This window comes from Vibrio antiquarius (assembly GCF_000024825.1).
GTDB lineage: Bacteria > Pseudomonadota > Gammaproteobacteria > Enterobacterales > Vibrionaceae > Vibrio > Vibrio diabolicus.
Genome location: NC_013456.1, coordinates 2,972,554 through 2,996,720, shown reverse-complemented (window position 1 = coordinate 2,996,720; position 24,167 = coordinate 2,972,554). Strand labels below are relative to the sequence as shown.

Here is a 24,167-nt window from a genome sequence, read left to right as displayed (position 1 = left end):
ATACTAGGTTTCAGACAATGAAATCGTATTGAAAATAGTTAATTAGTCGCTTGGTCAAGAGGTGTTTTTATTAATTTACATCGTAATGCTAGATTGACTTGATAATTTATGTTTCCGCCAATTGTGATAACCAAGAACAAAAGAAAAGGCTTATTAAGTATCTTTTGATGGTTAGTTATAAACCCAAATTGTTCAACTTTAACCCACCATAATTCTATAACTTAGATTTAGCACTCGTAGTTGTTGATACCCCAAAAACTTAGAACACTTTAAATCGAAGAGCATATAGTACACACTTTTTGTCCTTGAATGAGTTCTTCTGAACTTCCATGTGTTTTTGGTGGTGTATTTATGAGCGTATCGTCTGTTACTTAATACTCAACGAGTTTTTAAATCGGCGTACGTTCAGAGTTATGCTAGTGAAAAGTTATCAGGTAGCATGAGTGCGTGAGAAAAGAAGACAATGTGGATAGTGGGTTGTTGATACAAAAAAGGCCACCTGAAGGTGGCCTTTTCCAAACGTTTGGTGGGCTGGCGTAATTTGAATCTGCATCTTTAGTATATGATTTTTAATGGTATTGGTTGGTTTGATTTTTGTTGGTGTACCTTGTGGTGTACCCATTTCTTGACCATCCCCTAAAAATTGTTTCAATTTCCGTATATTTCCTCCTATTTACGTTAGTTCTACTTAGCATAAGACAATGTTGTATCATCCATCCCTTTATGTAGGGGCTATGCAAGGTCGAAACAAGCGTCAAATGAGCAAGTTATTAAATCTAAGAGAACTCTTCACACTAGAAGAGTCAGCAAAATTCGTAACAGATTTGCTAGGGGAGTCTGTTGTCTTGACGGATATATGTCAGTTAGCTCTAGATGGGCATTTAACTATATCGGTTCGATTGATAAACCAAGCTTATGCCCTCGCGGGGCGATGTACTCTTATGGGCAATGAGCGAAGTTCTGATATCTCATCTAAAACTGATACAAGTAAATGGATAGCTTTTGATGAGAAGGTTCAGGTCATTGGTGGTGTTTGGGATTTGCCCATGATAGGCATGGAGTCATCATCTGTTTTGAAGCAATTCCAAAACTCCTCAAGTCAACCTGCATTTGACGGAGGGGACACCAATGGGGTCTTTTTAGCTCAAGGTGATCAAGTATATAAGCTTCAAACAGTGTTAAAACCACTTCCCGGCGATAAGAAGAAACATTCTTTCTTAGCTATGATATTTCCGCCCTTGTGCTACGAAGGTATTACTCTCATGGATCTAATCTTTAGTAGAGATCATGAGATAAAAGAAATGATTTTTAAGGCTGAGAAAGCTGAGTCAGCGGCAGCACTGGAAAGGTTTAAAAGTCAGCCAAGTCTTGATTATGTTTTTGAGGATAGCCATGAGCTTGGTGAGTATGAGCATCAACTGGTTATCAAAAAAACTGAGCTTTTGAGGTTTGTTGAATCACAAAGTGAAGAGGGTTTAGGGAAACAAACAGAAGACAAGTCAAAGAAGCCTAAAGTGGAAAAAACACTTCACTCGAGAGAGCGTAATACATTGCTTGTTCTCATCGGGGCACTTTGTAAGCAGTTGAAAATTGATCCCGGAGCTCGAGGAGTTACTTCGTCTGTGAAACTTATGACAGAACAGATAGGTGCCCCTGTTTCTGATGACTCTATTCGTAACATATTGAACCAAGTAGATGAAGCGATAGAAAAAAGACAAAAATGACCTAATGAGCATACTCTAATTAGGAATTTTGTTTTCCGAATTCGGATTTACCAAGCTTCATTTCAATAACCTCTCGGCTGTCCTATGAACAACCAAGAGGTTTTTTTATGTCTCATAAAATCATTCGTTTACCTGAAGTTATCGATATGACAGGTCTATCTCGCAGTACTATCTATTTGCGCATGTCTCAGGGAAGTTTTCCGCTATCTATTTCACTAGGAGAACGTGCAGTTGGATGGCTAAAAGTCGATATTGAAAAATGGCTCGATGCTTGCGTTTCTGCATCTAAGGCGGTTGATAATGACTAAACGAAATTCACCTAATTGCATAAAAAGCAATCGCAACTATACCGTTATTGATATCAGTGAAACGTTAGGGGTTCACCCTAAAACAGTGCGTAATTGGATTCGTGTTGGTTTACCTGTAGTCGATAAAAAACGCCCACTATTAATAAATGGTGCCGATTTGAAGGTTCACTTTAAACAAAAGCGCAAAGCAATTATGTTCGACTGCGAAGAGCATGAGATGTGTTGTTTTCGATGTAAACAACCAATGAAACCAAGCATTGAGTCAGTGTTTTTCATTGCTAAACCCGCTGGAATGGCTCACATGACAGGCTTGTGTGAAGAGTGTGGATGTCGAATGAACAAGTATGTTTCGTGGCGAAAAGTGAATGATATTTGGCTCGAACTTGAGGGTAAATTACCGATAGCTGAAAAACACTTAATCCTAAGAGGACAAAACCTCTTAAATTGTCCTTTCAATGGAGTTTTTAGTGATGAAAAGTAATAGTACAAATAATGCACGAATTATCTATGAATTTACCAAGTATTTAAAGGAAGCTAAGCGCTTAGATGACTCAACTATTGATGGCGTTCTTAAGTCAGTTAATCGCTTTGAGGAATATACTGGTTATGTTGATTTTAAGAAGTTTAGGGCGAAGCACGCTATTGGGTTTAAGAAGCACCTTCTCAGCAAAAAGTCCATTTCTACAGGTGAGACATTAAGTAAAGCAACTGTGCTGACAGCAACTCGTCACTTGAAGTCGTTCTTCCAATATCTGGTTACGCAAAAAGGGTATAGATCAAAAATCAATTACAGTGATATTGAATATTTCAACTTATCGGAAAAAGATACGCGTATCGCTAACGCAAAGCGTAAGAGAAATGTGGCCACGATAGAACAGATCAAGCAAACCTTGGAGCTTATGCCTTGCTCGACGGTCATTGAAATGCGTGATAGAGCTTTAATGGCATTCGTTATCTTAACAGGAGCAAGGGACGGAGCGGTTGCTTCAGCAAAGATAAAACATATTGACCTTGTTGAACAAAGCTTTTATCAGGACGCAAGGGATGTGAATACAAAGTTCAGCAAAACATTCACAACATACTTTTTTCCTGTCGGCGAGCTGCCACTAAAGATTTTGAGTGAATGGATTGATTATTTGGTTCAGGAGCTAGGTTTCAAGCAAAACTCGCCGTTGTTTCCTAAAACTAAGTTGGCACATAACGCTAACCAGCAGTTTGAGGTTATTGGTTTACTTGAAGAGCATTGGAGCAACGCGAACCCAATCCGCAAATCTTTTGCACAAGCCTTTGAAGCTGCTGGGTTGCCTTACTTTAATCCTCACAGTTTCCGGAACACTTTGGTGCGATTGGGCGAGCGGCTTTGCCGAACACCTGAAGAGTTCAAGGCATGGAGCCAAAACTTAGGGCATGAAAGTGTGCTGACTAGTTTTTACGGCTATGGTGATGTGCCTGATTACAAGCAAGCAGAGTTATTGCGAAAGCTAGCTAAGCCAGCTGAAAACACTGCTCCAGATATGGAAGAGCAGTTCAAGCAATTTATGCAGTTTCAACAAATGATGGGAAACAAGTAATACCCATCAAATTGTTCTGACCAAGCTGGTATCAAAAAACATTCGTATGTTGATACCAGCTTTTATTTTACTTTTTGGGTATCATCAAACTAGGGTTATTGGTTTATGATGCCAAACATATGTGATACCCCAGTATTTGATACCAAAACTAAGAATGAGTAACCAATGCGCATATTTGCTTATTGTCGTGTTTCTACAACCGAACAATCTACAGAAAACCAAATCATTGCTATTCGCCAGAAAGGGTATGAGGTTTCAGATTCTCGCGCTGTTAGTGAAACTGTCTCTGGTTCAGTTGAAGCGATGAAGCGAGAGAAGTTTCAGCTCTTGATAAACCACCAGATGGAAAGCGGAGATATGCTGGTGGTTTTAAAGTTAGACCGTTTAGGGCGAGATAACATCGATGTTCAAAACACTATCAATCTTCTTACTGACAAAGGTATGAAAGTTGTCTGTTTAGATTTACCGGTAGCTGACCTATCAAGCGCTGAAGGAAAGCTGATGCTGCAAATGTTTTCGGCTTTTGCTGAGTTTGAAAGGAACCGTATTCGTGAGCGTACACGGGAGGGGTTGGAGAGAGCGAAGCTTCAAGGTAAAAAGTTAGGTCGACCTAGAGCTACAAGTACGACACTAGCTGTTCAAGCTAAGAAAACAGAGGGATTATCACAAGTTCAAGTAGCTGCGAGTTTGGGAGTAGGAATCGCTACTGTTAAAAGGCATTGGAACATTAATACCTGAACTTGAGTTTATTGTTTCCGCAGCACCTTCTTGAGCTACTAAAGGGGACTGCCAAAGTACTTTTTGAGCCTGTGTATGCGAGGGGTTTCATTTTGTTAATAACACCCGGTTCATTTTTAGGCCCTGTGATAAACTTAAGACATCCTTGTTAAATAGCAGCTATACCTGCCTAAGATATTTTTAAAACAAATGAATCAGACTGTCACCTACTGGTTTGAAAACCAGCAATATTCGCTAGACCTGCCGGGGCCCTCTCAGGAAATATTAAATGGTATAAGTTGGGGATGTTATACCAAACTTTTTACTCCCGCATTTTGGATATCGCAATTCCACATGGAAGCTCACTTTAATAAGGATGAAGTCCATCAACTTTGCCGTGGTGACCTGAAGGAAGAAATTGTTTTTTGTATGTTAGGTGGCTTTGGGGTAACAGCAGAGCTAGCAACAGCTGCTTTTGAACAGTGTAGGAACTCTAAACTAATTGAAAGATTAGAAACTGATCAGTTTGCATGGCAGGCTGTTTTAGAAACCCCTGTTTTTATCAATGAGAAACCCAAACGCTATCGCTACCCCAAGCAAAAAGCTATTTATCTATCTGAAGCTATGAAGTACCTCCGTAGCAGTGATGTTGCGCTTCTTGAAGGCAAGACTTTGAGAGATGAACTTCTTAACATAAAAGGTATTGGAGCTAAGACGGCGGGATGGATTGCGCGAAACTATTCTGATGCTGATGACGTAGCAATAATAGATATTCATATTTTAAGAGCGGGGGTTATTTGTGGGATTTTTGATAAATCCCACAAAGTAGAAAGAGACTATTTTGATATGGAAAAGCGTTTTTTGGATTTCTGTAACAGTACAGGAGTTAAGCCGTCTAGCTTTGATTGTTTCCTATGGGATCAAATGAGACTATTTGGAAAAACCGCTGTAGACTGTTACAAAGATACAATGGCCCAAGGACGTTAATTCACCTCTCAACTCCAAGCTCTAACATCACTTCTGAGTGTTTAATACATCCAGGGCATTGACCGCAGGCTAAATTACTTGTGTGGCAGGAATGTCCCCAAGATAACACCTCAAAGGGGACCTTTGATTTGTTAATCAGGTCAGCGGTAGTTAAAGATTTAGCAGGTGCGGAAACTGATATAGCACCTTCTTGATAGGAAACTAGCTTGTTTATGTAATCTAGAAACTTTTCGCTACCATCGAGGTGCCGTTGGTCCGTAACAACTGTTCCTATTAAAACATCTTTACACCCGTGCTTTATGGCAAACATTGATGCGATTGTAATTAACAGCTGGTTTCTATATGGCCAAAATTCAGCATTCTCAGAGTAAGCTCTGGAACCATCACCGTGCATTAGGCCCGACCCTAAAATAGATAAGTCCATATTTATTACAGCATGCTTTATTCCGAGTAATGAAGACACTTGACCTGCCGCCTTTATCTCTGCTTCGGCGGCTATCTGGCCATAGTTTATAGTCAGGCCATACTCAGGCATTTTCCATGCTGCCAATGCGATTGAATCAAGTCCACCTGATAACAGTAAAACGCTACTCAAGATGCTTTTCCATTACTTTCCAGCCTGCTTTGTATATACCCGCGGCAAAATCATCTGTGACATAGCAATGCGAGCCACTAATCATAGTTAGATTCCTAGGATCGACATGTTCAGCAATGACCACCACAGGTTTTTTTAAGGCTCTTGCATATCCGATTTCGAATACAGTGCCACAATCAAGTCCATCGAGTATTGCTAAAACAACTCCCGATTCCTCAAGGCCTTTCAGGTCAGCTTGGGCTACATCATACAGATCGCCTTCACCTACTTCATGAATAGGTGAAAAAACGGTAAAACCCATATCCTGAAGGGCATTTTTTGCCTCATCAATTCTCCATTGTTCAGCGGTATTAAAAAAAGGTCCCGCTAAATAGATCTGTGTTTTAGGAATTGGTTTGAAGGTTGAGTTTGGATGAGACTTTTGAGTGTTTATTGCTTCAAATTTTAGCTCCTCGTACCTTTGAGGAGCAATTCTGTCTAAACCTGTTTCGACGTACTCAGCTGTGACTCTAGATGCAATCCAGCCAGCTACGGACGGAGATGTTCCCTGTAATAACCACTCATAAGCAAAGGTACTGGTAAAGATATCGCCCGAGCCAATTTTGAAAACTCGATCAGTTGGAAAAGCTTGTACCCATTCACTTGCTTTACATGTCGCAACTAGGGCCCCTGAAGCACCGCACTTAACAATAACAACTACTACGTTAGGCTGATCTAACAGAAAGTGCGCTATATCTTCGGGATTACTCTTACCGGACAGTTTTTTTCCTTCGGAGTAAGAAAGTACAACTGCAAGTTCATTTGCTGTTGAGCCATTACTTGAGAAGTGAGTTGAATTTATACCATCTTGAGGATCATAAACGACTCTACTTGCATTCACTTTCGGTCGGCCTTCTAGCATCCCAAAAACTAAAGCGGACTCGGATTGAACTGTTTTCTCGTAACTGATGTGCTCATTAGGAATGTTAATGATATTTGGCACTGAAAGCGGGTGTCGATATCTAAATGAAATATCATCGATTTTGGGTTCAATAGATAAACCAAATTTCAAATGTTCAGCTAGATCTTTGAATTCATCTGCATAGTTGCTGCAAGCTGTATTTAGATCAACAGTGCAGTCTAAATTGCTCAATAATACAGCAGCCCTAACCCCGCTTCCTCGGAATAGTTGTCTGCGTGGGTAGCAACACTCTTCAAAGTATGCCCCTCCAACGATATTAATATGCTTAGTCATCGCACCTAACCGTCACGTTACAAGTACCACCATTGATGTAGGTTACTTCTGCAATGTAACTATATCCATTCTGTATACACGAAATGAGTCTTTGCAGCCTTGGGCCTGTGATTGAACCAATTGGACTGCCGTTGTGCATAACGGTAACAACTCTGTGCAAAAGCACCAAAGTTAATAGGTCACCTACATTTAGCTGAGATATCGTAGCTTGAGGTGAGTTTACGTTAGCCGCAAATTGTAGTCTTCGACACTCAGAGTTACTTCCTGAAGGAGAAAATCCTCCACCTGAACCACCCATATAAAATTTCCTATAAACAGTAAAATAAATATGATACCAGTTGAATTTAAGTTTGTTTGTTATTGGGCTCAAAAAACTATTCATTCTCTTCCCAAAACCAACAAGCTAAACCTAGCTGATAATCTTCCTTCGTTATGCTTTTTTTGCAGTTGCCTACATCTATGATTTGGATGGAAAAAATGAGAGCTATATTGGAATTTCGCTTAAGACTCTTGATGTTGAAGAAAAGTTTGTCTACATTCTCAGGTACTTTACGCGCTTGAAGCGTGACCTGCTTCATCTGGTGTATCACCGGAGCTTTAAATTGTGTTTTTTTATGAGCACGGTCACCACGAAAATCGGCAAGCCGATTTGTCGTGGCGTCCGTGCCCTTTAAGGTAAAGTTACAAAAAGCCCCATAATCAGGGGCTTTTTGTTTTTCAGGCGACCCATGTTTGTATGACTGAATTTGAAACCCATTTTGACAATTATTTAACGGCTTTGGATTATTCAAAGTTGCGGTTAATGAATGCACCAAATTTCTTGTTTTTATGTGGTGGCCAAACCGGTACCTATGAAACGGGTCAGGAAGGTGAATCTAAATACTTTTCAATGAGGGGAGCAATTCTAGATACAATTGTAACCAGTTACGCGTCTTTAAGTGACAAGGTTCAATATGCTGAAGAGTACCAAGACTGGTTAGAGCACGGACAAGTTAAAAATCTGATTGATTTTGAGCTTGCAATTGCCGATATGGCTGGTGCAATAGTGCTCGTATTGGAAGGCCCAGGCGCTTTTGCAGAATTAGGTAGCTTTAGTGTTTTGGAAACATTGTCTGAGAAGCTCATACTTGTAGTTAATACTAACATTGTAGAGGAAAAAACATTTATTAATTACGGCCCCATCAAGTACTTACAAGATAACAATAAAGTCGTATTAAAATACCAATGGGATGTTAGATATTATATCGGTGGTGTAAATCAAGATAAGGTTTCTTCAAAAGTCAATGCCAATAAAGAGACTACTTTGTCTGTATCTAATAGAATTACAAAGAAAATTCAGGAAGAAGTTGGTAAGTTATCCACGGGTAGTCCTAAATTGGATGTAAATAAAATTGGTCATGTTTGCTTCGTTGTTGGAGATTTGATATTTACTTTTGGTGCTCTTCGGATATCTGAAATAAATAATGCTCTAAAAAATCATTTTAAAATAAAAAGTAATTACTCGCTCGTTAGAACTTGTGTTTATATATTGGAAAGGTTTGGTTTTATAAAGAAAGTTGATAATGGAGATACTTATTATATCGCTACCAATGAGAATAAAGGATTTATAAAGCACTATTATGATTCTGAGTTGAAAGAGTTAATAGACAACAAAAATCGAATGAAATTTATGCAGGAATTGCTACTTGTTATGGCTGTTCATGATGAAGATCGATTAACTTCTATTACGGGAAATTGATGTGGAAAATCTATTGAAAGAAATATGCAGTAGCTCGGATTTAAGTATTCAAGATGTAATTAAAGGCTTAAGTACAGCTCCGTTAGCATATAAAGTCTATACAATTCCTAAAAGAACTAAGGGAGAGCGAGTTATTGCTCAACCAAGCCCTTTTGTTAAGGAAGTTCAAAGAACTCTCATTTCTGTTTTCCTGACAAAATATAAACCTTCAGAGGTCAGTACCGCTTATGTAGAAGGTAAATCTATAATAGATAATGCTGAAGCGCATAAAGATAATGACTGGATACTTAAATTAGATTTCAAAAACTTTTTCCCATCACTAAAGCCGAATGATCTGTTTACCTTTCTGGAGAGGGAAGGAGTAGTTATTGGAGAGTTTGATAAAAAAATACTTTCATCTTATTTATTTAGAAGAAACAATAGGAAGTTAGAACTTTCTATTGGAGCTCCATCATCACCATTAGTTTCTAACCTGATTATGAAGTCAATTGATAATAAAATAGAGGGTTACTGTAACGACAATAGTATTGTATATACTAGATACGCCGATGACCTGACTTTCTCAACTATGGACCTCGATAAAATAGACGCACTGAAACAATATATAGCAGCTGTTTTGTCTGAGACTAAAAGTCCTAAGTTATCAATTAATGATTCCAAAACAAAAGTTATTGGTAGGGGGCGCTCTAGACGTGTGACGGGGATTGTGCTTACTCATGAAAATAAACTTTCTGTTGGTAGATATTCTCGAAAAAAAATTAGAGCAATGGTACATCATTACTCTAATCGAACAATTAAAAAGTCTGATATTCCCTATTTGCATGGGGTAATTTCTCATATGAGAAGTGTAGAGCCTGACTACTATCAAAAGCTTGAAATTAAATATGGTTCTGATTTCTTCTCCAAATTAGCAATGGACTCATACAAAATATCCAAAGCTGTAAAGCTGAAAAAGTTAGTCAAGTAGTCATGTGATAAATGAAGCTTTCATTATTTCGTACATATATGTGCTAAGCGGATGCTTTAGTTACCACTCATAACTTTTAATTGCTTAGTTCCTGTAACCGAAAGGTTGCCTTTAGCGGCTTCTTCTATATTTCCACTCCACCAGCACATCATTGGACGTCGACGTTCTAGGTAGTCAGTTCGGTTGTAAGCACTACGTACTTGATTATCATCAACGTGAGCCAGAGCTGCTTCAATTAAATCCCTATCAAAGCCTTGCTCGTTCAGCGTAGTACTCGCCAGCGAGCGAAGACCATGGCTAACCAATCTGCCTGCAAATCCCATACGTTTAAGTGCCATATTGGCTGTTTGGCTATTACATGGTTTTTTAGGATCGCGGTCTGAAGGAAATATAAACTCTCGATGACCGCTAATTGGTTTGATTACTTCTAAAAGCTCAAGCATTTGCTCTGTTAATGGAATACGGTGTTCTCGGCGTTTCTTCATACGTTCTGCTGGAATAGTCCATATCTTTTCATCCCAGTTTATTTCATCCCAACGTGCACCAGATGCCTCGCTAGGTCGAGTCATGGTATGAAGTTGCCATTCAATTAAACAGCGTGTGGTGCGCTTGATGCTTGCGTTTGCAATTGCCCCCATTAGTTCAGGTAGTTCTGCTGGCTTTAGTGCTGCCATATTCTCTTTTTTGGGCTTCTTGAATGCTGCTCGGATACCAGTAAGGGGATTAGCAGGTACTAGGCCACAGTTAGTAGCAAAGTTCATGATCTCATTTAGGCGTTGAGATAAACGTTTAACAGTTTCTAGGCTTCCCTTAGCTTCGATAGGCTTGAGTAACTCGATAATTTGAGGGGCATTAATTGAGCTAATAGGAAGGTTAGATATTGAAGGAAGAATATGTAGTTCTAATGAGCGCCAAATATCAACAGCGTAATCAGGTGTAACCTCATCCTTTTTCAGTTCGAACCATTCTTTAGAAACATTGAGGAAAGTATGCTGGTGGATTGCGTTGTGCTCATCCTGCTTACGCTTCTTTTCATCCTGAGGGTCAATTCCTTGTGCAAGCAGTTCGCTGGCTTCAAGGGCTATTTTGCGAGCATTAGCTAATGATAGGTCAGGATATTTACCTAGACTGAGGTTTGCTCGTTTACGGTTCATTGGTCTGTAGTAGTTAAATATCCAATGTTTTGAGCTGTTAGGTTTGATGCGTAGACGAAGCCCGTCTCCATCAAAGAGGTTGTATTCTTTGTCGCTTGGTTTTGCTGATTTGATTTCTTTATCGGTAAGCCGTGTAGTTACTTTTGCCATGTTAGGTACACCAAATTAACGTAGTTTTGGCAGTGTACCTAAAGGTGTACCTATAAAGCAAAGATGTCACTGGAAGCTAATGAACGGTATAACACTATAAGTCATTGATTTCATTATACTGCAGATAAGAAAAAAGACGCCCTAGGACGTCTTTAAACTATGATTTGGTGGAGCTGGCGGGAGTTGAACCCGCGTCCGAAAACCGTTCATCATTGGTACTACATGCTTAGTCGATCTTTAATTTCGCCACCCACCTGCGAACCGACACGCTAATGAATGACTAGCCTGAATTAAAATTCGCCGTTCATCTCTCAGGCGGGAGAATCCGGGCTAGCGCGTTTGGGTTTGATCCCTCGTTATTCCCCGTCTTACGTGCGGAAGCTAGGGCGAGAGAGCTCTGAGCAGGTTATTAAGCTGCTAGTGCGTAGTTTTCGTCGTTTGCGACTATTTTTTTGCGGTTTGTTAACGAGGCCTACCGCACCTCGGCATGCACCTCAGACTTCTGAATTCCCGTCGAATCCTAAATCAGCCCCAGGTAATATTCGCATAGTAACAGAAAAGCATTGGCTGTCCAGTACTATGCGTTTAAGTGGTCAAGATTAACGCAGTGTACTCTTCATGACGCGTGCTTTCTCTCTTGCCCAGTCTTTTTCTTTTAAATCCGTACGTTTATCGTGCAGCTTTTTACCTTTTGCTACGCCAATTTTTAGTTTCACCCAAGAGCGAGACCAGTACAGAGAAAGGGCCGTTAATGTCATACCTTCACGGTTCACACGTCCGAATAGGTTGTCTAGTTCACGACGACTCATTAGTAGTTTACGCACACGTGTGGGGTTCGCCACAACGTGTGTCGATGCCTGATTTAAAGGAGTGATTGTCATGCCACTCACAAAGGCTTCACCGTCACGCATAAATACGTAACTTTCAGAAATATTGGCTTTACCTTGGCGAAGGGCTTTCACTTCCCAACCTTGGAGCTCCAAGCCAGCTTCGATTTCATCATCGATGAAATACTCGTGGCGAGCTTTTTTATTCAGCGCGATAGTATTGCTACCCGCTTTTTGTTTCGTTTTTTTCTTTGCCATAATAGCGACATTATACGGGTTGGATATCGGATAGGAAATCCTTTTATTTGCGCAATCGTGGAATAAAAGTAAAATTGGCAGGAGCTTTAAATCTGTACATGTATCGATAGGAGTATGTATGAAGCAAGTCAGCCGTTCTGCGCTTGTGTCTTTTAGCGCCGAACAGATGTTCAATCTGGTTAACGATGTTGCTAAATACCCTGAGTTTCTGCCTGGTTGCTCGGGCTCTAGAATCATTGAGTCTTCGGGTAATGGTATGGTGGCTTCTGTCGATGTGGCGAAGGCTGGTATCAGCAAAACGTTTACTACTTCAAATGAGTTGATCCCAGGCCAAGCAATTATGATGAACTTGGTGGATGGCCCGTTTAAGACGTTGCGTGGTGGTTGGATTTTTACCGCGCTAGATGAGCAAGCTTGCAAGGTTGAGCTAAAGCTTGAGTTTGAATTCTCAAGTAAAATGATTGAGATGGCCTTCGGTAAGGTTTTTAACGAGCTTACCAGTAACATGGTAAATGCATTCACTAAACGCGCAAAACAGGTCTACGAGTGCTATGAGTATTGAGTCAGATATGATTCACGTAGAGGTTGTCTATGCTCTTCCTCATGAACAGCGTGTATTTAATTTAGTGGTGAATAATCACGCAACGGTAGAAGAGATCATTCGACAATCTGGCGTGTTAGAGTTATACCCTGAAATTGATTTATCTAAGAATAAAGTGGGTGTGTTTAGTCGTAATGTGAAGTTAGATGCGACCGTTCGAGATCGAGATCGAATAGAGATATATCGTCCGTTACTAGCAGACCCGAAAGAGATTCGTCGTAAGCGGGCGGAGCAGGCTAAAGCCGAGGGGAATGCAGACCCAGTCACCGGTGGTAAGCCTAGCTCTGTACGTAAGAATAAGTAGACTTGATATCAGTCCCAATGGATGGCGTCATTGATTCAAAGTGTGATTGCGCGATATCTAGATAATAAAAAACCTCTCATGTGAGAGGTTTTTTTGCAAAAGTCGTTTACTGAATCTGCTCGTAAAATGCGTCACTTTTTGGGAAGTCACCACTGATATCTGCGAGTGTGCCTTGGTCGTTAAAGTTAACGATCAGGTCTTTTTGCACTGGATCACCGTGACCAGGAGTATGGTGATAAATGTAGTACCAAGTGTTTGGGTAGCCGTTTTCAATAAGCATTGGCGACCCTAGTACGAAGCGAACCTGTGCTTTAGTCATCCCAAACTTTAATTTATCTACCGCACTTTGTTCTACATAGTTGCCTTGGTTGATATCAATGCGATAAACCAGTTTTTCCAATACCGAACATCCTGTCAGCAATGTCATTGCTAATGGTACGGCAACTAACCACTTCTTTAATTGCATAATAATTTCTTAGTAACCTTTAAAATACTGCGCTGATAATAAACAAGCTCGACGCAGATGTAAAAAGCTATGCGTCGTATGATAGGAAATCTGACAACGAATTTTGAGTTGAGTTGCATTTATTGATTCTCTCACATGTATGTTTATGTCGATGAGCGATTTTCTATCCAGTTTAAGCGGTAACTAATGACAAATAGCCAAGTTATTGAGCTATGGGGTGGCACTGACCATTATTTCGAAAGGGAATCAGAACCCAAGCACTTTGATATGGGGGAGATAGAGTCACGGAGCAGTGTACGTGACTCTATCTTTGGAAGAGCATGGCTAAGCGGCGATGAGGAGCTCTTTGGCGTTTGCAAGGGTAGAATCTGTAATTTGGCTACCTCCAAGTAGGCGAGCTAATTCTGCCACACGTTGTTGTTCATCTAATGCGTGCATTTGTGTTTCGGTTTGGCCAGCTTTGGTTTGTTTAGCCACGAACATTTGTTGATGGCCACACCCCGCAACTTGAGGGAGGTGAGTGACACATAATACCTGAGTAGACTCGCCAAGCTTGCGTAGCATTTTGCCGACGACTGCTGCTGTTGGACCACTAATACCGACATCCACCTCATCGAAGATCAAGCTTGGTGTATCCACTTTCTGAGCGGTAATCACTTGGATAGCTAATGAGATGCGTGATAGCTCACCGCCTGACGCAACTTTTGCTATAGGTTGCAATGGCTGTCCTGGGTTGGTCGATACTAAGAAGCACACACTGTCCATGCCAAGTGGTGATGGGTGCGTGTTTTCATTGCTGACCTCGATATTGAATACCGCTTTTTCCATGCTCAATTCGTGCATGCTTTGCGTGATCAGCTTATTCAGCTCTTTAGCGTAACGGCTGCGTGATTTGTGTAGTTTTTCTGCTTGGTTTAGGAAGCTTTGGTACTTTTGTTCCACTTCTTGCGCGAGTTCCTCTAAACGTTCATCAGAGCAATCTAACGCTTCTACTTGGGCCAGAAGATCTTGGTGATGTTGGTATAGTTCTTCTGGCATCACGTGGTGTTTGCGAGCAACAGACATCACTTTAGAAAAACGTTCTTCTACATAAGCCATACGAGCAGGATCCACATCGATGCCATCTAGATAACTGCGTAATTCGTTCTTCGTTTCTTCCAGTTGAATCATCGCTTCTGACAACATGTTGGGTAGCTCAGATAGCTTTTCATCTAACTCAGCTAGTTGAATTAGGGAGTGATTGGCCGATTGCAAAATACCAAGCGCATTGACTTCTTCACCTTCGTAAATAAGTTCGATGGCTTGCTGACAGGTAGTGGCGAGTTCACCACTATTGGATAGTCGTTTGTGCTCTTGCTCGAGCTCTGCAAATTCTTCTTCACCTAGCGATAACTCATTTAGTTCTTTGATTTGGTATTCAAGCAACTGTTTTTGCGCCTGGTTTTGCTGGCTATTTTCTTTTAGTTGCTTGAGGTTATTGTCTGCCTGACGCCAATGTTGGTAAGCACTTCGTGTGCTTTTTAGTAGGTTTAGATGACCTGCATATTGGTCGAGCATAGCCATTTGGTGTTCGCTTTTCATCAATTGATGATGAGCGTGTTGCCCATGGATATTGATCAGCAGTTGCCCTAGAGATTTGAGTTGTGATAGTGGGACAGGACTGCCATTAATGAAGGCTCTTGAGCGACCTTCTTTTGTGATGATGCGACGCAAAATACATTCACTGCCATCAAGCAGATCGTTATCTTCTAGCCAACGCGTTGCATGTAGGTTGTTGTCCAGTAAAAAAGCGGCACTAACTTCGGTTTTTTCTTCACCTTGTCGAACCATGCCAGCTTCGGCTCGTCCGCCTAAGCAGAGCCCAAGTGCATCGATAGCAATGGATTTACCCGCGCCTGTTTCACCTGTGATGGTGGTCATGCCCTTAGACAGCTCGAGTTGTAAAGACTTAACAATCGCAAAATTATTAACACTTAGATGAGCCAGCATTTTTATTTACCTGTATAACTGAACAATACTGTATAAGAGAACAGTATATACTGTTTCTTTATACAGTAAAGACAGGTGAGAAAAAATTTCTGTGTGGGGTGCTTTTTTGTGATGAAGTGGGAAAAATGAGCCGAAGTGATTACAACGACTCATTAAAATTGAACAGGTTACGGACGAGTTGGGTTAATCGTGAGCGGCTCTAATGTGACTACTGCATTCACACTAGCGCCTGGATGATCCACGTATGATGTGTCTTGCATTAGTGTGTAGTATACGTCGACGAAGTCATCATCATTCGTTAGGACGCCGTCAGGGATCGTGTCGATGATCTTATTCGTGATTTGCGGAATAATCGCGTAAGCCTGAACTTCTGGATCTGGAATCGCTTTCAGCACTTCTCCAGCAACTTGAACAAGGAGTTTTGCCAACTGTTTATAGTCTGTACCATCATCTTGTTCCATGAGCACGATGTCTGCCGCGCCCCAACGGTAACGAGACCAGTGAATAATGATCTGATTCGGGTAGTAATCTTGGTTATCGTAGTCTAAGTATGGAAGCTCCACTAAATCGAGAGTAGGTTCATCACGACTTGGATTGACGCCCGTTACGATAGCGTAGATTTCTGCCTTGCCAGAGATCCAAGGTTCTTTGTCATCGGCTAGACGGATCTTTTTCAGCTGCGTTGTTTGAATTGGAGCCGCTTCGCCCACTGTACTACTTGACAATAGCGGTGCATTTTGGCGTTGTTCATCAGCAATATATGGTTGAACTAAAGCTGGCTGACCGAGTTTTTTCATCTCAGCTTGCATAGCTTGCAAGCCTGCTTTTAGCTCTGTAGAGCTGTTGTTATCAACAACGAGTACAGGTACATCTGGGAGTTGGTAAACATCGAGTTGATGGATGTTGCCATACACATCAAATGCTTCGATGTATTGCCAATTCTCATCATCACCACTTGGTTCAAATGCAAATAATGGCTCGACCTCGCCACTTTGCCATGCTGATATCATGCTCTCATTCGCTAAACGAACTTCCAGCAACTGATCTGAGTATTCAGAAATACCTTTCCAGCTACGAATTTGAGTGTCAGCTTGTACAAGCTGACGGCTAAACTCGGAGTTGGGGTTTTGTTGAACAAATGCTGATACAGAGACGCTAGTCTGTTGTGGAGTAATATCTCTTCTCAACATGGGTTCAATGGCAGCATAGTTCTCACTCAATTGTTGAGCGAGGGCACGCTTCGTCTTAGTGATATCTTCCGCTTTTGCGTTGGATACACTGTTGACTTGCGCTTCCTCTGATTGGCAGCCAATAAGTGCTAATGTACTGAGAACAGACAGAATGATGGTTTTCTTCATAATATGTCCTTTATTGATTTTATGAAATAGAGTTAATACTCTATTCATGGTGAGAATATCACCGGACATAGATCATTGAATTTGCTTTTCTATCTTTTGTGTAAACTTTGCCCACAGGATCAAAATTTATAAACTTCTCTTTAATGACAGCAAATATCGTGTCGCCTCACTACTTTGTGTCTATTTCTTGTCTAAGAAAGCCAAAAGCCAGTGGCAATTAAGCTACTGGCTTTTTTATTGAAGTCATTTCCCTGAGTAACAAGTGTTAGAACAATTTACTAGACCAACCAAGCTTGTTACGTAAAACGTGATAGTAGCTGTAGTCTTTGGGATGGATGAGTTTGAGCACATTTGGACTTTGATAGATGTGGATTTCGTCTCCTGGAGAAACAGGGAGAGACACTTGTCCATCACAGCTAACTTCTTGTGTTCCTCGGTTCTCTGGTGACACCACCAATTTAATTCGACGCTTTCCATCAACCACCAAAGGTCGACTCGACAAGGTATGAGGGAACATTGGCACGAGTGAAATGGCATTCAAGCTCGGCGAAAGAATTGGACCGCCGCCAGAAAGCGAATATGCAGTTGAGCCCGTTGGTGTGGAAACAATCAAACCATCGGCTCGTAAAGAGAAGGCGAAGCTTTCATCGATGTACACTTCAAATTCAATCATATGGGCAATTTGCCCTGGGTGAAGTACAGCTTCATTTAGCGCAGCGTTGTGGCTTTTAATTTGCCCGTGACGGTGTACTTCCGCTTCTAAGAGAAAGCGCTCTTCTTCAATATACTCACCGTCGAGTACCGCTTGCAGAGACGCTTGGAACTCGTCTGGGTTTAAGTCAGTTAAGAAGCCCAGGTTTCCACGGTTAACCCCTATGACTGGAACATCAAATCGGGATAAAATTCTTGCCGCGCCTAGCATGTTGCCATCCCCACCAACCACAATGGCTAGATCGGCATTTTTTCCTAGTTCAACTAAACTGGCAAATTGACTCTGCGGGATATCATCCAGTATTGCGGCAAGGCGATCGTCAATAAATACTTTATAGCCTTCAGAGGTCAGCCATTGGTACAACTCTTTATGAGTTTGAATTGCTTGTTGATCTCTTGGTTTTCCGATAATCGCGATCACGTTACATGGATTTTTCATAGCATTTCCGCATTAAAGAGGCTTGAATCAGGAATCTTCATCCCCATAATAATGGCAAGTCACCTAAATATGCGAATTTTTATGTGGTTAAAGCCCGCAAAAACGCGCATGGCTTTAAGGGCATTATGTTGAATTCTGGAGATATCATGAGCAACGAAGAAAACAAAGTTACAGAAGAAGAGCTTGATCAAATCATCGAAGAGGCTGAAAAAGTAGAAGCTGAAGCACAAGAAGTAGAAGCTGAGCTTGAAGAAATTGGTGATGAGACAGACGCTAAGATTGCTCAACTAGAAGCGGCACTATTGTCTAGCGAGGCAAAAGTAAAAGAGCAGCAAGATGCGGTGTTGCGTTCTAAAGCTGAAGTAGAAAACATGCGTCGTCGTACCGAGCAAGAAATCGATAAAGCACGTAAGTTTGCGTTGAACAAGTTTGCCGAAGAGTTGCTTCCTGTTATTGATAACCTAGAGCGTGCAATTCAAGCGGCAGATACAGAGAATGAAACGGTTAAGCCGTTCCTAGAAGGTGTTGAGTTAACACACAAAACGTTTGTCGACGTTGTGGCGAAATTTGGCTTGAAAGCAATCAACCCTGAAGGTGAAGCATTCAACCCAGAGTTCCATCAAGCGATGTCGATTCAGGAAAGCCCTGATCATGAATCAAACACAGTTATGTTTGTTATGCAAAAAGGTTACGAACTAAACGGCCGTGTGATTCGTCCGGCAATGGTAATGGTTGCTAAATAACCTTAACTGCCTGTTTTTAAATATAAAGCGCCCATCATTTTTTGATGGGCGCTTTTTTGTTTTAAACGTAAGTTGTTGTAATGAGCTTCATTGTATATCGATAAAATGGAAGTTTGATCCCCTTCATATTTTTTCTTATTGGTTAATTATTTTCCTATAGGAGATTTCTTCTCATCTCACTGCGTGTTTATTAACGAAGAGGGCTATAAGTATTTGTAATCATTCGTTGTGTGAATGTTTGTGCTGCATAGGAATGTAAATATAGTCATTTTTTCCACAACAAATCCGTTAACAACAATGTAAATTATCACTTTATTTTGTAACCTTTGTGTGTATGATTTGCGACTAATGCTTTAAAAGTAAGCATATATAACTACAAATATGTAAATAGCAAACACAACATATCGGAGATTTATAATGGATAAATCGCTTTCTAGTAAGATTTTTATAGGCTTGTTTGCCGGCCTTGTGCTGGGAACAGCAATTCAGTACTTATTTAGCGGTATTGCGATTTTTGATACATACCTACTTGGAGCAGCAGAAGGCGTTGGCGGCATGTTTGTCTCGCTGATCAAATTGCTTGTTGTTCCTTTAGTTTACGTTTCAATCGTATGCGGCATTGTTGACTTGAAAGACATCAGTGCATTTGGTCGTCTTGGTGGAAAAACTTTTACCCTCTACATTCTTAACACCATCATTGCGATTACGGCGGCTTTGACTGTTGGTTTGATTTTCCAGCCAGGAGCTGGTGCTAATCTGGCAGGAACGGTATCTGAGGCCGTACAGCTGACGACGACAGAAACGCCGGACATTTTCTCTCTAGTTGTTAACATTGTTCCTAGCAACCCAGTACAAGCGTTTGCTAATGGCGACATGCTGCAAATCATCTTCATGGCAATTCTGACAGGTCTTGCAATTCAAGCTTTGGATTCTCGTGGTGGTCCTGCCATCCGCACGTTCAAAATGGCAAATGAAATCATGATGAAACTGGTTGGGTTAGTGATGAGTCTTGCGCCATATGGTGTGTTCGCGCTAATGATTCAATTGGGTGCAACACTAAACGCCAATACATTGATGTCCGTGGCTGGTTATGTGGCCTTGGTGGTTGCGATGTTGGTGTTCTGGATCTTCTTCTTCTATCCAATGGCAGTAAGTCTTGCGACAGGGACCTCTCCAAAGACTTTCCTACGTGCAACTCGTGAGCAGATTCTGTTCTCTCTATCTACCGCGAGCTCAAACGCGACTATCCCGGTAACGATGCGTACACTGACAGAAAAGCTTCAGGTCTCTAAATCGGTTGCTGGCTTCGGTGTACCACTGGGCGCAACGATGAACATGTCTGGTGTGTCTATCTATATTGCTCTAGCAACGATGTTTGTTGCGAACGCTTTTGGCCAGCCAATTAACACCGCAGACATCTTCACGCTTGGTTTAACTATTCTTCTATTATCTATTGGTGCTGGTGGCGTTCCTGGAGGCGGCGTGGTAATGGTAGGCGTTTTGCTTCACCAACTAGGCTTACCACCTGAAGGCTTGGCAATTATTGCTGCGGTTGACCGTATTAATGACATGTTCTGTACGTCTTCAAACGTTGTGGGCGACACGGCGGTAAACACCATTGTTGCAAAAACAGAAGGTGAGATTGGTAAAGAAGAAGGCGTTGACGCTGAGCCTGCTCAAGCGAACGCATAATGTCTTGAATCATTTATTTTAACCCTAATATTGAAACGAGCTCTTATGAGCTCGTTTTTTTTGTTTAGGAAGAGTCGGGCATAAATACATTTACCTGAGAAATGGTGTTTTGTTGCGCTACAGCAGTGTGACGAGTTCCCAACTAATCAGAAAGAAACACATAAATTTCGAAAAAAGACGCTTTTTTTTAATTCTGCCCTTGAAAAGCATTTTGCCGCCCTTATCTATGTGGCATAGAGAAGCAAACATTGATTATTTTTGTTTGTGAGCAAGGGTTGAAACCCGATTCTCCTCCCCCCACATTGGGGTTATAACCAAACGAAAATAGAATTTATTCGGAGATAGCCAGATGGGTAAAATCATTGGTATTGACTTAGGTACTACTAACTCATGTGTTGCTGTATTAGACGGCGACAAACCACGTGTAATTGAAAACGCAGAGGGCGAACGTACTACTGCATCGGTTATTGCTTACACTGACGGTGAGACGCTAGTAGGTCAACCTGCGAAACGTCAAGCAGTAACTAACCCAGAAAACACGCTATTTGCAATTAAGCGTCTAATCGGTCGTCGTTTTGAAGACGAAGAAGTTCAGCGTGACATCCAAATCATGCCTTACAAAATTGTTAAGGCTGACAACGGTGACGCTTGGGTAGAAGCAAAAGGCCAAAAAATGGCGGCTCCTCAGGTTTCTGCTGAAGTTCTTAAGAAAATGAAGAAAACTGCTGAAGATTTCCTTGGTGAGGAAGTAACTGGCGCAGTTATCACTGTACCTGCTTACTTTAACGATGCTCAGCGTCAAGCTACAAAAGATGCTGGCCGTATCGCAGGTCTAGAAGTTAAACGTATCATCAACGAACCAACAGCAGCAGCGCTAGCTTACGGTCTTGATAAGAAAGGCGGCGATCGCACTATCGCGGTATACGACCTTGGTGGTGGTACATTCGATATCTCTATCATCGAAATCGATGAAGTTGAAGGCGAGAAAACATTCGAAGTTCTAGCGACTAACGGTGATACTCACCTTGGTGGTGAAGACTTTGATAACCGCCTAATCAACTACTTAGTAGACGAGTTTAAGAAAGAGCAAGGTATCGATCTTAAGAACGATCCACTAGCAATGCAGCGTGTTAAAGAAGCAGCAGAAAAAGCGAAAATCGAGCTTTCTTCTACTTCTCAAACTGACGTAAACCTACCTTACGTTACTGCAGATGCAACTGGTCCTAAGCACATGAACATTAAAGTGACTCGTGCAAAACTAGAATCTCTAGTTGAAGACCTAGTACAACGCTCTCTTGAGCCACTAAAAGTAGCTCTAGCTGACGCTGATCTATCAGTAAACGACATCACTGACGTAATCCTAGTTGGTGGTCAGACTCGTATGCCAATGGTTCAAGCGAAAGTTGCTGAGTTCTTTGGTAAAGAAGCGCGCCGTGACGTAAACCCTGACGAAGCAGTAGCAATGGGTGCTGCAGTTCAAGGTGGTGTACTTGCTGGTGACGTTAAAGACGTACTACTACTAGACGTAACTCCACTGTCTCTAGGTATCGAGACAATGGGTGGCGTGATGACTAAGTTAGTTGAGAAGAACACAACTATCCCAACTAAAGCGAACCAAGTTTTCTCTACAGCGGAAGACAACCAGAGCGCGGTTACTATCCACGTTCTACAAGGTGAGCGTAAGCAAGCGATGTACAACAAGTCTCTAGGTCAATTCAACCTAGAAGGCATCCAGCCTGCACCACGTGGTATGCCACAAATCGAGGTTACTTTTGACCTTGATGCGGACGGTATCCTACACGTGTCAGCGAAAGACAAGCAGACTGGTAAAGAGCAGAAGATCACTATCCAAGCTTCTGGCGGCCTGAGCGATGAAGACATCGAGAAAATGGTTCAAGAAGCAGAAGCTAACAAAGAAGCGGACAAAAAGTTCGAAGAGCTAGCGACTGCACGTAACCAAGCTGACCAAATGATTCACGGTACTCGTAAGCAAGTAGAAGAAGCTGGTGAAGCACTACCTGCAGAAGAGAAAGAGAAGATTGAAGCAGCAATTTCTGAGCTAGAAACAGCGCGCAAAGGCGAAGACAAAGAAGCTATCGATGCTAAAGTTCAAGCACTAATGACCGCTTCTCAAAAACTGATGGAAATCGCTCAACAACAAGCTCAAGCGCAGCAAGCACAAGGTGCTGACGCCGATGCACAGTCTAAAGAAGACGACGTTGTAGATGCTGAGTTCGAAGAAGTTAAAGACGACAAGAAATAATATTTCTTAACCAGATGGCTGCAAAGCCATCTGGGGTCGATAAGACTTCGTGTGCGGGCGTTTGGGGCAACTCTTACGCCCGTCTGTTTGTAAACGCTGTCTTTCTAGTTAAGTATGTTGCGGATAAGTACACTTACCTAGAACGATACAAACACCAAGCGGTGAATCGATGCCGTTTGTAGTAATTAACTGGTGACGAAGAACATGTCAAAACGTGATTTTTACGAAGTATTAGGCGTAAGCCGTGATGCCTCAGAGCGCGATATCAAAAAGGCGTACAAGCGTCTAGCGATGAAATTCCACCCAGACCGAAACCAGGGTGATGAGTCTGCGGCGGACAAGTTTAAAGAAGTAAAAGAAGCGTACGAAGTTCTGACCGACCCTCAAAAGAAAGCGGCGTACGACCAGTACGGTCATGCTGCTTTTGAACAAGGCGGCGGTGGTTTCGGTGGCGGCGGCTTTGGTGGCGGCGGTGCTGATTTCGGCGACATCTTTGGCGATGTATTCGGCGACATCTTTGGTGGTGGTCGTCGTGGCGGTGGCGGTCACCGTGCTCAACGTGGTGCGGACTTACGTTACAACATGGAACTGACGCTAGAAGAGGCGGTTCGTGGTGTAACGAAAGAGATCGAAGTACCAACACTAGTACACTGTGATACCTGTGATGGTAGTGGCGCGAAGAAAGGCTCATCTGCTGAAACATGTGGTACCTGTCATGGTCATGGTCAAGTACAGATGCGCCAAGGCTTCTTCGCAGTGCAACAAACCTGTCCAACCTGTCACGGTAAAGGCAAGATCATTAAAGACCCTTGTAATGAGTGTCATGGTCAAGGCCGTAAGCAGAAAACCAAAACACTTAACGTTAAGATCCCTGCAGGTGTTGATACTGGCGACCGTATTCGTCTATCTGGCGAAGGTGAAGCGGGAGAAATGGGAGCTCCAGCGGGTGACTTGTATGTACAAGTGCACGTGAAAGAGCACCATATCTTCGAACGTGATGGTAACAACCTATACTGTGAAGTGCCTGTAAGCTTTGCGATGGCGGCTCTAGGTGGTGAAGTAGAAGTACCAACTCTAGATGGTCGCGTAAGCCTAAAAGTGCCTTCAGAAACGCAAACAGGTCGTATGTTCCGCATGCGTGGTAAAGGTGTGAAAGGCGTCCGCGGTGGCGGTATCGGTGACTTGATTGTTAAGTTGGTTGTTGAAACACCAGTAAACCTAAGCTCACGCCAAAAAGAGCTGCTTAAAGAGTTTGAAGAGTCTTGTGGTGGTGAAGCGGCGACAAAGCACAAGCCTAAATCAGAAGGCTTTTTCAACGGTGTGAAAAAGTTCTTTGATGATTTAACCAGCTAGGACGTTAGTGAAAAGCAC

General features: G+C 41.9%; 24 protein-coding genes and 1 other RNA gene. 14 read left to right on the top strand and 11 right to left on the bottom strand.

The window, feature by feature from the left end; genetic code table 11:
* Positions 1-430 precede the first annotated feature (430 nt).
* Positions 431-652 (bottom strand): hypothetical protein, encoded by a 222-nt coding sequence (locus tag VEA_RS24305; protein ID WP_157722394.1) that lies wholly within the window; start codon positions 650-652, stop codon positions 431-433.
* A 106-nt stretch (positions 653-758) separates the two neighbouring features.
* On the opposite strand from VEA_RS24305, the gene VEA_RS13910 reads away from it, so the two are divergent.
* The 6 genes from VEA_RS13910 to VEA_RS13885 all read left to right on the top strand — a co-directional run bounded on the left by VEA_RS13910 (position 759) and on the right by VEA_RS13885 (position 5,307).
* Positions 759-1,724, top strand: coding sequence for a hypothetical protein (locus tag VEA_RS13910; protein ID WP_230198190.1), 966 nt, complete (start codon positions 759-761; stop codon positions 1,722-1,724).
* A 107-nt stretch (positions 1,725-1,831) separates the two neighbouring features.
* On the top strand, positions 1,832-2,032 hold the full coding sequence (locus tag VEA_RS13905; protein ID WP_012842097.1) for a helix-turn-helix transcriptional regulator: 201 nt from the start codon (positions 1,832-1,834) through the stop codon (positions 2,030-2,032).
* The gene (locus VEA_RS13900; RefSeq protein WP_012842096.1) at positions 2,025-2,513 is read left to right on the top strand and encodes a helix-turn-helix domain-containing protein; all 489 of its coding nucleotides are present in this window, start codon (positions 2,025-2,027) and stop codon (positions 2,511-2,513) included. Before VEA_RS13905 ends, VEA_RS13900 begins: the two co-directional genes overlap by 8 nt.
* Complete coding sequence (locus VEA_RS13895) at positions 2,503-3,603, top strand: tyrosine-type recombinase/integrase (RefSeq protein ID WP_012842095.1); 1,101 nt, start codon at positions 2,503-2,505, stop codon at positions 3,601-3,603. The genes VEA_RS13900 and VEA_RS13895 overlap by 11 nt, the downstream gene beginning before the upstream one ends.
* A gap of 165 nt (positions 3,604-3,768) precedes the next feature.
* Complete coding sequence (locus VEA_RS13890; RefSeq protein ID WP_012842094.1) at positions 3,769-4,341, top strand: recombinase family protein; 573 nt, start codon at positions 3,769-3,771, stop codon at positions 4,339-4,341.
* Positions 4,342-4,530: 189 nt separating this feature from the next.
* Positions 4,531-5,307, top strand: a complete 777-nt coding sequence (locus tag VEA_RS13885) for an 8-oxoguanine DNA glycosylase (RefSeq protein ID WP_006741856.1) — start codon at positions 4,531-4,533, stop codon at positions 5,305-5,307.
* Between the two features lies 1 nt (position 5,308).
* Here the strand turns inward: VEA_RS13885 and VEA_RS13880 are convergent, their stop codons facing one another.
* The 3 genes from VEA_RS13880 to VEA_RS24465 all read right to left on the bottom strand — a co-directional run bounded on the left by VEA_RS13880 (position 5,309) and on the right by VEA_RS24465 (position 7,948).
* A complete protein-coding gene (locus tag VEA_RS13880; RefSeq protein ID WP_041852987.1) occupies positions 5,309-5,902 on the bottom strand; it encodes a 7-cyano-7-deazaguanine synthase in 594 nt (197 codons plus the stop codon).
* Entirely contained in the window at positions 5,895-7,136 is a 1,242-nt protein-coding gene (locus tag VEA_RS13875; protein ID WP_006741855.1) for a nucleoside 2-deoxyribosyltransferase, read from the bottom strand. Before VEA_RS13875 ends, VEA_RS13880 begins: the two co-directional genes overlap by 8 nt.
* Positions 7,137-7,510: 374 nt before the next feature.
* Positions 7,511-7,948: a hypothetical protein gene (locus tag VEA_RS24465; RefSeq protein WP_167310320.1), complete on the bottom strand. Its 438-nt coding sequence runs from the start codon at positions 7,946-7,948 to the stop codon at positions 7,511-7,513.
* On the opposite strand from VEA_RS24465, the gene VEA_RS13860 reads away from it, so the two are divergent.
* Both VEA_RS13860 and VEA_RS13855 read left to right on the top strand, forming a co-directional pair.
* A complete protein-coding gene (locus tag VEA_RS13860) occupies positions 7,939-8,874 on the top strand; it encodes a retron St85 family effector protein (protein WP_230198189.1) in 936 nt (311 codons plus the stop codon). The two genes, VEA_RS24465 and VEA_RS13860, sit on opposite strands and share 10 nt — an antisense overlap.
* Before the next feature lies 1 nt (position 8,875).
* Positions 8,876-9,841 carry a retron St85 family RNA-directed DNA polymerase gene (locus VEA_RS13855; protein ID WP_006741853.1) on the top strand — a complete coding sequence of 322 codons (966 nt, stop codon included), beginning with the start codon at positions 8,876-8,878 and terminating at the stop codon, positions 9,839-9,841.
* 56 nt (positions 9,842-9,897) lie between these two features.
* Here VEA_RS13855 and VEA_RS13850 read toward each other — a convergent pair whose 3' ends face one another.
* The 3 genes from VEA_RS13850 to smpB form a co-directional block, all read right to left on the bottom strand.
* On the bottom strand, positions 9,898-11,145 hold the full coding sequence (locus VEA_RS13850) for an integrase domain-containing protein (RefSeq protein ID WP_006741852.1): 1,248 nt from the start codon (positions 11,143-11,145) through the stop codon (positions 9,898-9,900).
* 165 nt (positions 11,146-11,310) lie between these two features.
* Positions 11,311-11,678, bottom strand: a transfer-messenger RNA (tmRNA) gene (ssrA, locus tag VEA_RS23485).
* Positions 11,679-11,744: 66 nt separating this feature from the next.
* On the bottom strand, positions 11,745-12,230 hold the full coding sequence (gene smpB, locus VEA_RS13845) for an SsrA-binding protein SmpB (protein WP_005391476.1): 486 nt from the start codon (positions 12,228-12,230) through the stop codon (positions 11,745-11,747).
* Between the two features lie 118 nt (positions 12,231-12,348).
* Between smpB and VEA_RS13840 the strand changes: the two genes are divergently transcribed.
* On the top strand, positions 12,349-12,792 hold the full coding sequence (locus tag VEA_RS13840) for an SRPBCC family protein (RefSeq protein ID WP_005391473.1): 444 nt from the start codon (positions 12,349-12,351) through the stop codon (positions 12,790-12,792).
* Entirely contained in the window at positions 12,782-13,135 is a 354-nt protein-coding gene (locus tag VEA_RS13835; RefSeq protein WP_005391471.1) for an RnfH family protein, read from the top strand. Before VEA_RS13840 ends, VEA_RS13835 begins: the two co-directional genes overlap by 11 nt.
* A gap of 106 nt (positions 13,136-13,241) precedes the next feature.
* Here the strand turns inward: VEA_RS13835 and bamE are convergent, their stop codons facing one another.
* The 4 genes from bamE to nadK form a co-directional block, all read right to left on the bottom strand.
* The gene (gene bamE, locus VEA_RS13830) at positions 13,242-13,601 is read right to left on the bottom strand and encodes an outer membrane protein assembly factor BamE (protein WP_005391468.1); all 360 of its coding nucleotides are present in this window, start codon (positions 13,599-13,601) and stop codon (positions 13,242-13,244) included.
* Positions 13,602-13,925: 324 nt separating this feature from the next.
* Positions 13,926-15,590 (bottom strand): DNA repair protein RecN, encoded by a 1,665-nt coding sequence (gene recN / locus VEA_RS13825; protein ID WP_006741850.1) that lies wholly within the window; start codon positions 15,588-15,590, stop codon positions 13,926-13,928.
* Positions 15,591-15,757: 167 nt separating this feature from the next.
* A complete protein-coding gene (locus tag VEA_RS13820; protein WP_012842092.1) occupies positions 15,758-16,948 on the bottom strand; it encodes a DUF3103 domain-containing protein in 1,191 nt (396 codons plus the stop codon).
* A gap of 265 nt (positions 16,949-17,213) precedes the next feature.
* Positions 17,214-18,098 carry an NAD(+) kinase gene (nadK, locus tag VEA_RS13815; protein ID WP_005391462.1) on the bottom strand — a complete coding sequence of 295 codons (885 nt, stop codon included), beginning with the start codon at positions 18,096-18,098 and terminating at the stop codon, positions 17,214-17,216.
* Positions 18,099-18,244: 146 nt separating this feature from the next.
* Here nadK and grpE point away from each other — a divergent pair, with 146 nt between their 5' ends.
* From grpE to dnaJ, 4 genes are all read left to right on the top strand, one after another.
* Positions 18,245-18,841, top strand: a complete 597-nt coding sequence (gene grpE, locus VEA_RS13810) for a nucleotide exchange factor GrpE (protein ID WP_012842091.1) — start codon at positions 18,245-18,247, stop codon at positions 18,839-18,841.
* A 417-nt stretch (positions 18,842-19,258) separates the two neighbouring features.
* On the top strand, positions 19,259-20,533 hold the full coding sequence (locus VEA_RS13805) for a dicarboxylate/amino acid:cation symporter (protein WP_012842090.1): 1,275 nt from the start codon (positions 19,259-19,261) through the stop codon (positions 20,531-20,533).
* Positions 20,534-20,882: 349 nt separating this feature from the next.
* A complete protein-coding gene (dnaK, locus tag VEA_RS13800) occupies positions 20,883-22,796 on the top strand; it encodes a molecular chaperone DnaK (protein WP_005391455.1) in 1,914 nt (637 codons plus the stop codon).
* Between the two features lie 204 nt (positions 22,797-23,000).
* Positions 23,001-24,149 (top strand): molecular chaperone DnaJ, encoded by a 1,149-nt coding sequence (gene dnaJ / locus VEA_RS13795; protein ID WP_005391453.1) that lies wholly within the window; start codon positions 23,001-23,003, stop codon positions 24,147-24,149.
* Positions 24,150-24,167 lie beyond the last annotated feature (18 nt).

Coding starts and splice junctions, on each gene's coding strand:
- VEA_RS13890 (WP_012842094.1), top strand. CDS start 3,769: ATGCGCATATTTGCTTATTGTCGTGTTTCTACAACCGAACAATCTACA.
- VEA_RS13805 (WP_012842090.1), top strand. CDS start 19,259: ATGGATAAATCGCTTTCTAGTAAGATTTTTATAGGCTTGTTTGCCGGC.
- grpE (WP_012842091.1), top strand. CDS start 18,245: ATGAGCAACGAAGAAAACAAAGTTACAGAAGAAGAGCTTGATCAAATC.
- VEA_RS13835 (WP_005391471.1), top strand. CDS start 12,782: ATGAGTATTGAGTCAGATATGATTCACGTAGAGGTTGTCTATGCTCTT.
- VEA_RS13860 (WP_230198189.1), top strand. CDS start 7,939: ATGAATGCACCAAATTTCTTGTTTTTATGTGGTGGCCAAACCGGTACC.
- VEA_RS13885 (WP_006741856.1), top strand. CDS start 4,531: ATGAATCAGACTGTCACCTACTGGTTTGAAAACCAGCAATATTCGCTA.
- VEA_RS13895 (WP_012842095.1), top strand. CDS start 2,503: ATGAAAAGTAATAGTACAAATAATGCACGAATTATCTATGAATTTACC.
- dnaK (WP_005391455.1), top strand. CDS start 20,883: ATGGGTAAAATCATTGGTATTGACTTAGGTACTACTAACTCATGTGTT.
- VEA_RS13820 (WP_012842092.1), bottom strand. CDS start 16,948: ATGAAGAAAACCATCATTCTGTCTGTTCTCAGTACATTAGCACTTATT.
- bamE (WP_005391468.1), bottom strand. CDS start 13,601: ATGCAATTAAAGAAGTGGTTAGTTGCCGTACCATTAGCAATGACATTG.
- smpB (WP_005391476.1), bottom strand. CDS start 12,230: ATGGCAAAGAAAAAAACGAAACAAAAAGCGGGTAGCAATACTATCGCG.
- VEA_RS13850 (WP_006741852.1), bottom strand. CDS start 11,145: ATGGCAAAAGTAACTACACGGCTTACCGATAAAGAAATCAAATCAGCA.
- recN (WP_006741850.1), bottom strand. CDS start 15,590: ATGCTGGCTCATCTAAGTGTTAATAATTTTGCGATTGTTAAGTCTTTA.
- VEA_RS13840 (WP_005391473.1), top strand. CDS start 12,349: ATGAAGCAAGTCAGCCGTTCTGCGCTTGTGTCTTTTAGCGCCGAACAG.
- nadK (WP_005391462.1), bottom strand. CDS start 18,098: ATGAAAAATCCATGTAACGTGATCGCGATTATCGGAAAACCAAGAGAT.
- VEA_RS13900 (WP_012842096.1), top strand. CDS start 2,025: ATGACTAAACGAAATTCACCTAATTGCATAAAAAGCAATCGCAACTAT.
- VEA_RS13875 (WP_006741855.1), bottom strand. CDS start 7,136: ATGACTAAGCATATTAATATCGTTGGAGGGGCATACTTTGAAGAGTGT.
- VEA_RS13905 (WP_012842097.1), top strand. CDS start 1,832: ATGTCTCATAAAATCATTCGTTTACCTGAAGTTATCGATATGACAGGT.
- dnaJ (WP_005391453.1), top strand. CDS start 23,001: ATGTCAAAACGTGATTTTTACGAAGTATTAGGCGTAAGCCGTGATGCC.
- VEA_RS13910 (WP_230198190.1), top strand. CDS start 759: ATGAGCAAGTTATTAAATCTAAGAGAACTCTTCACACTAGAAGAGTCA.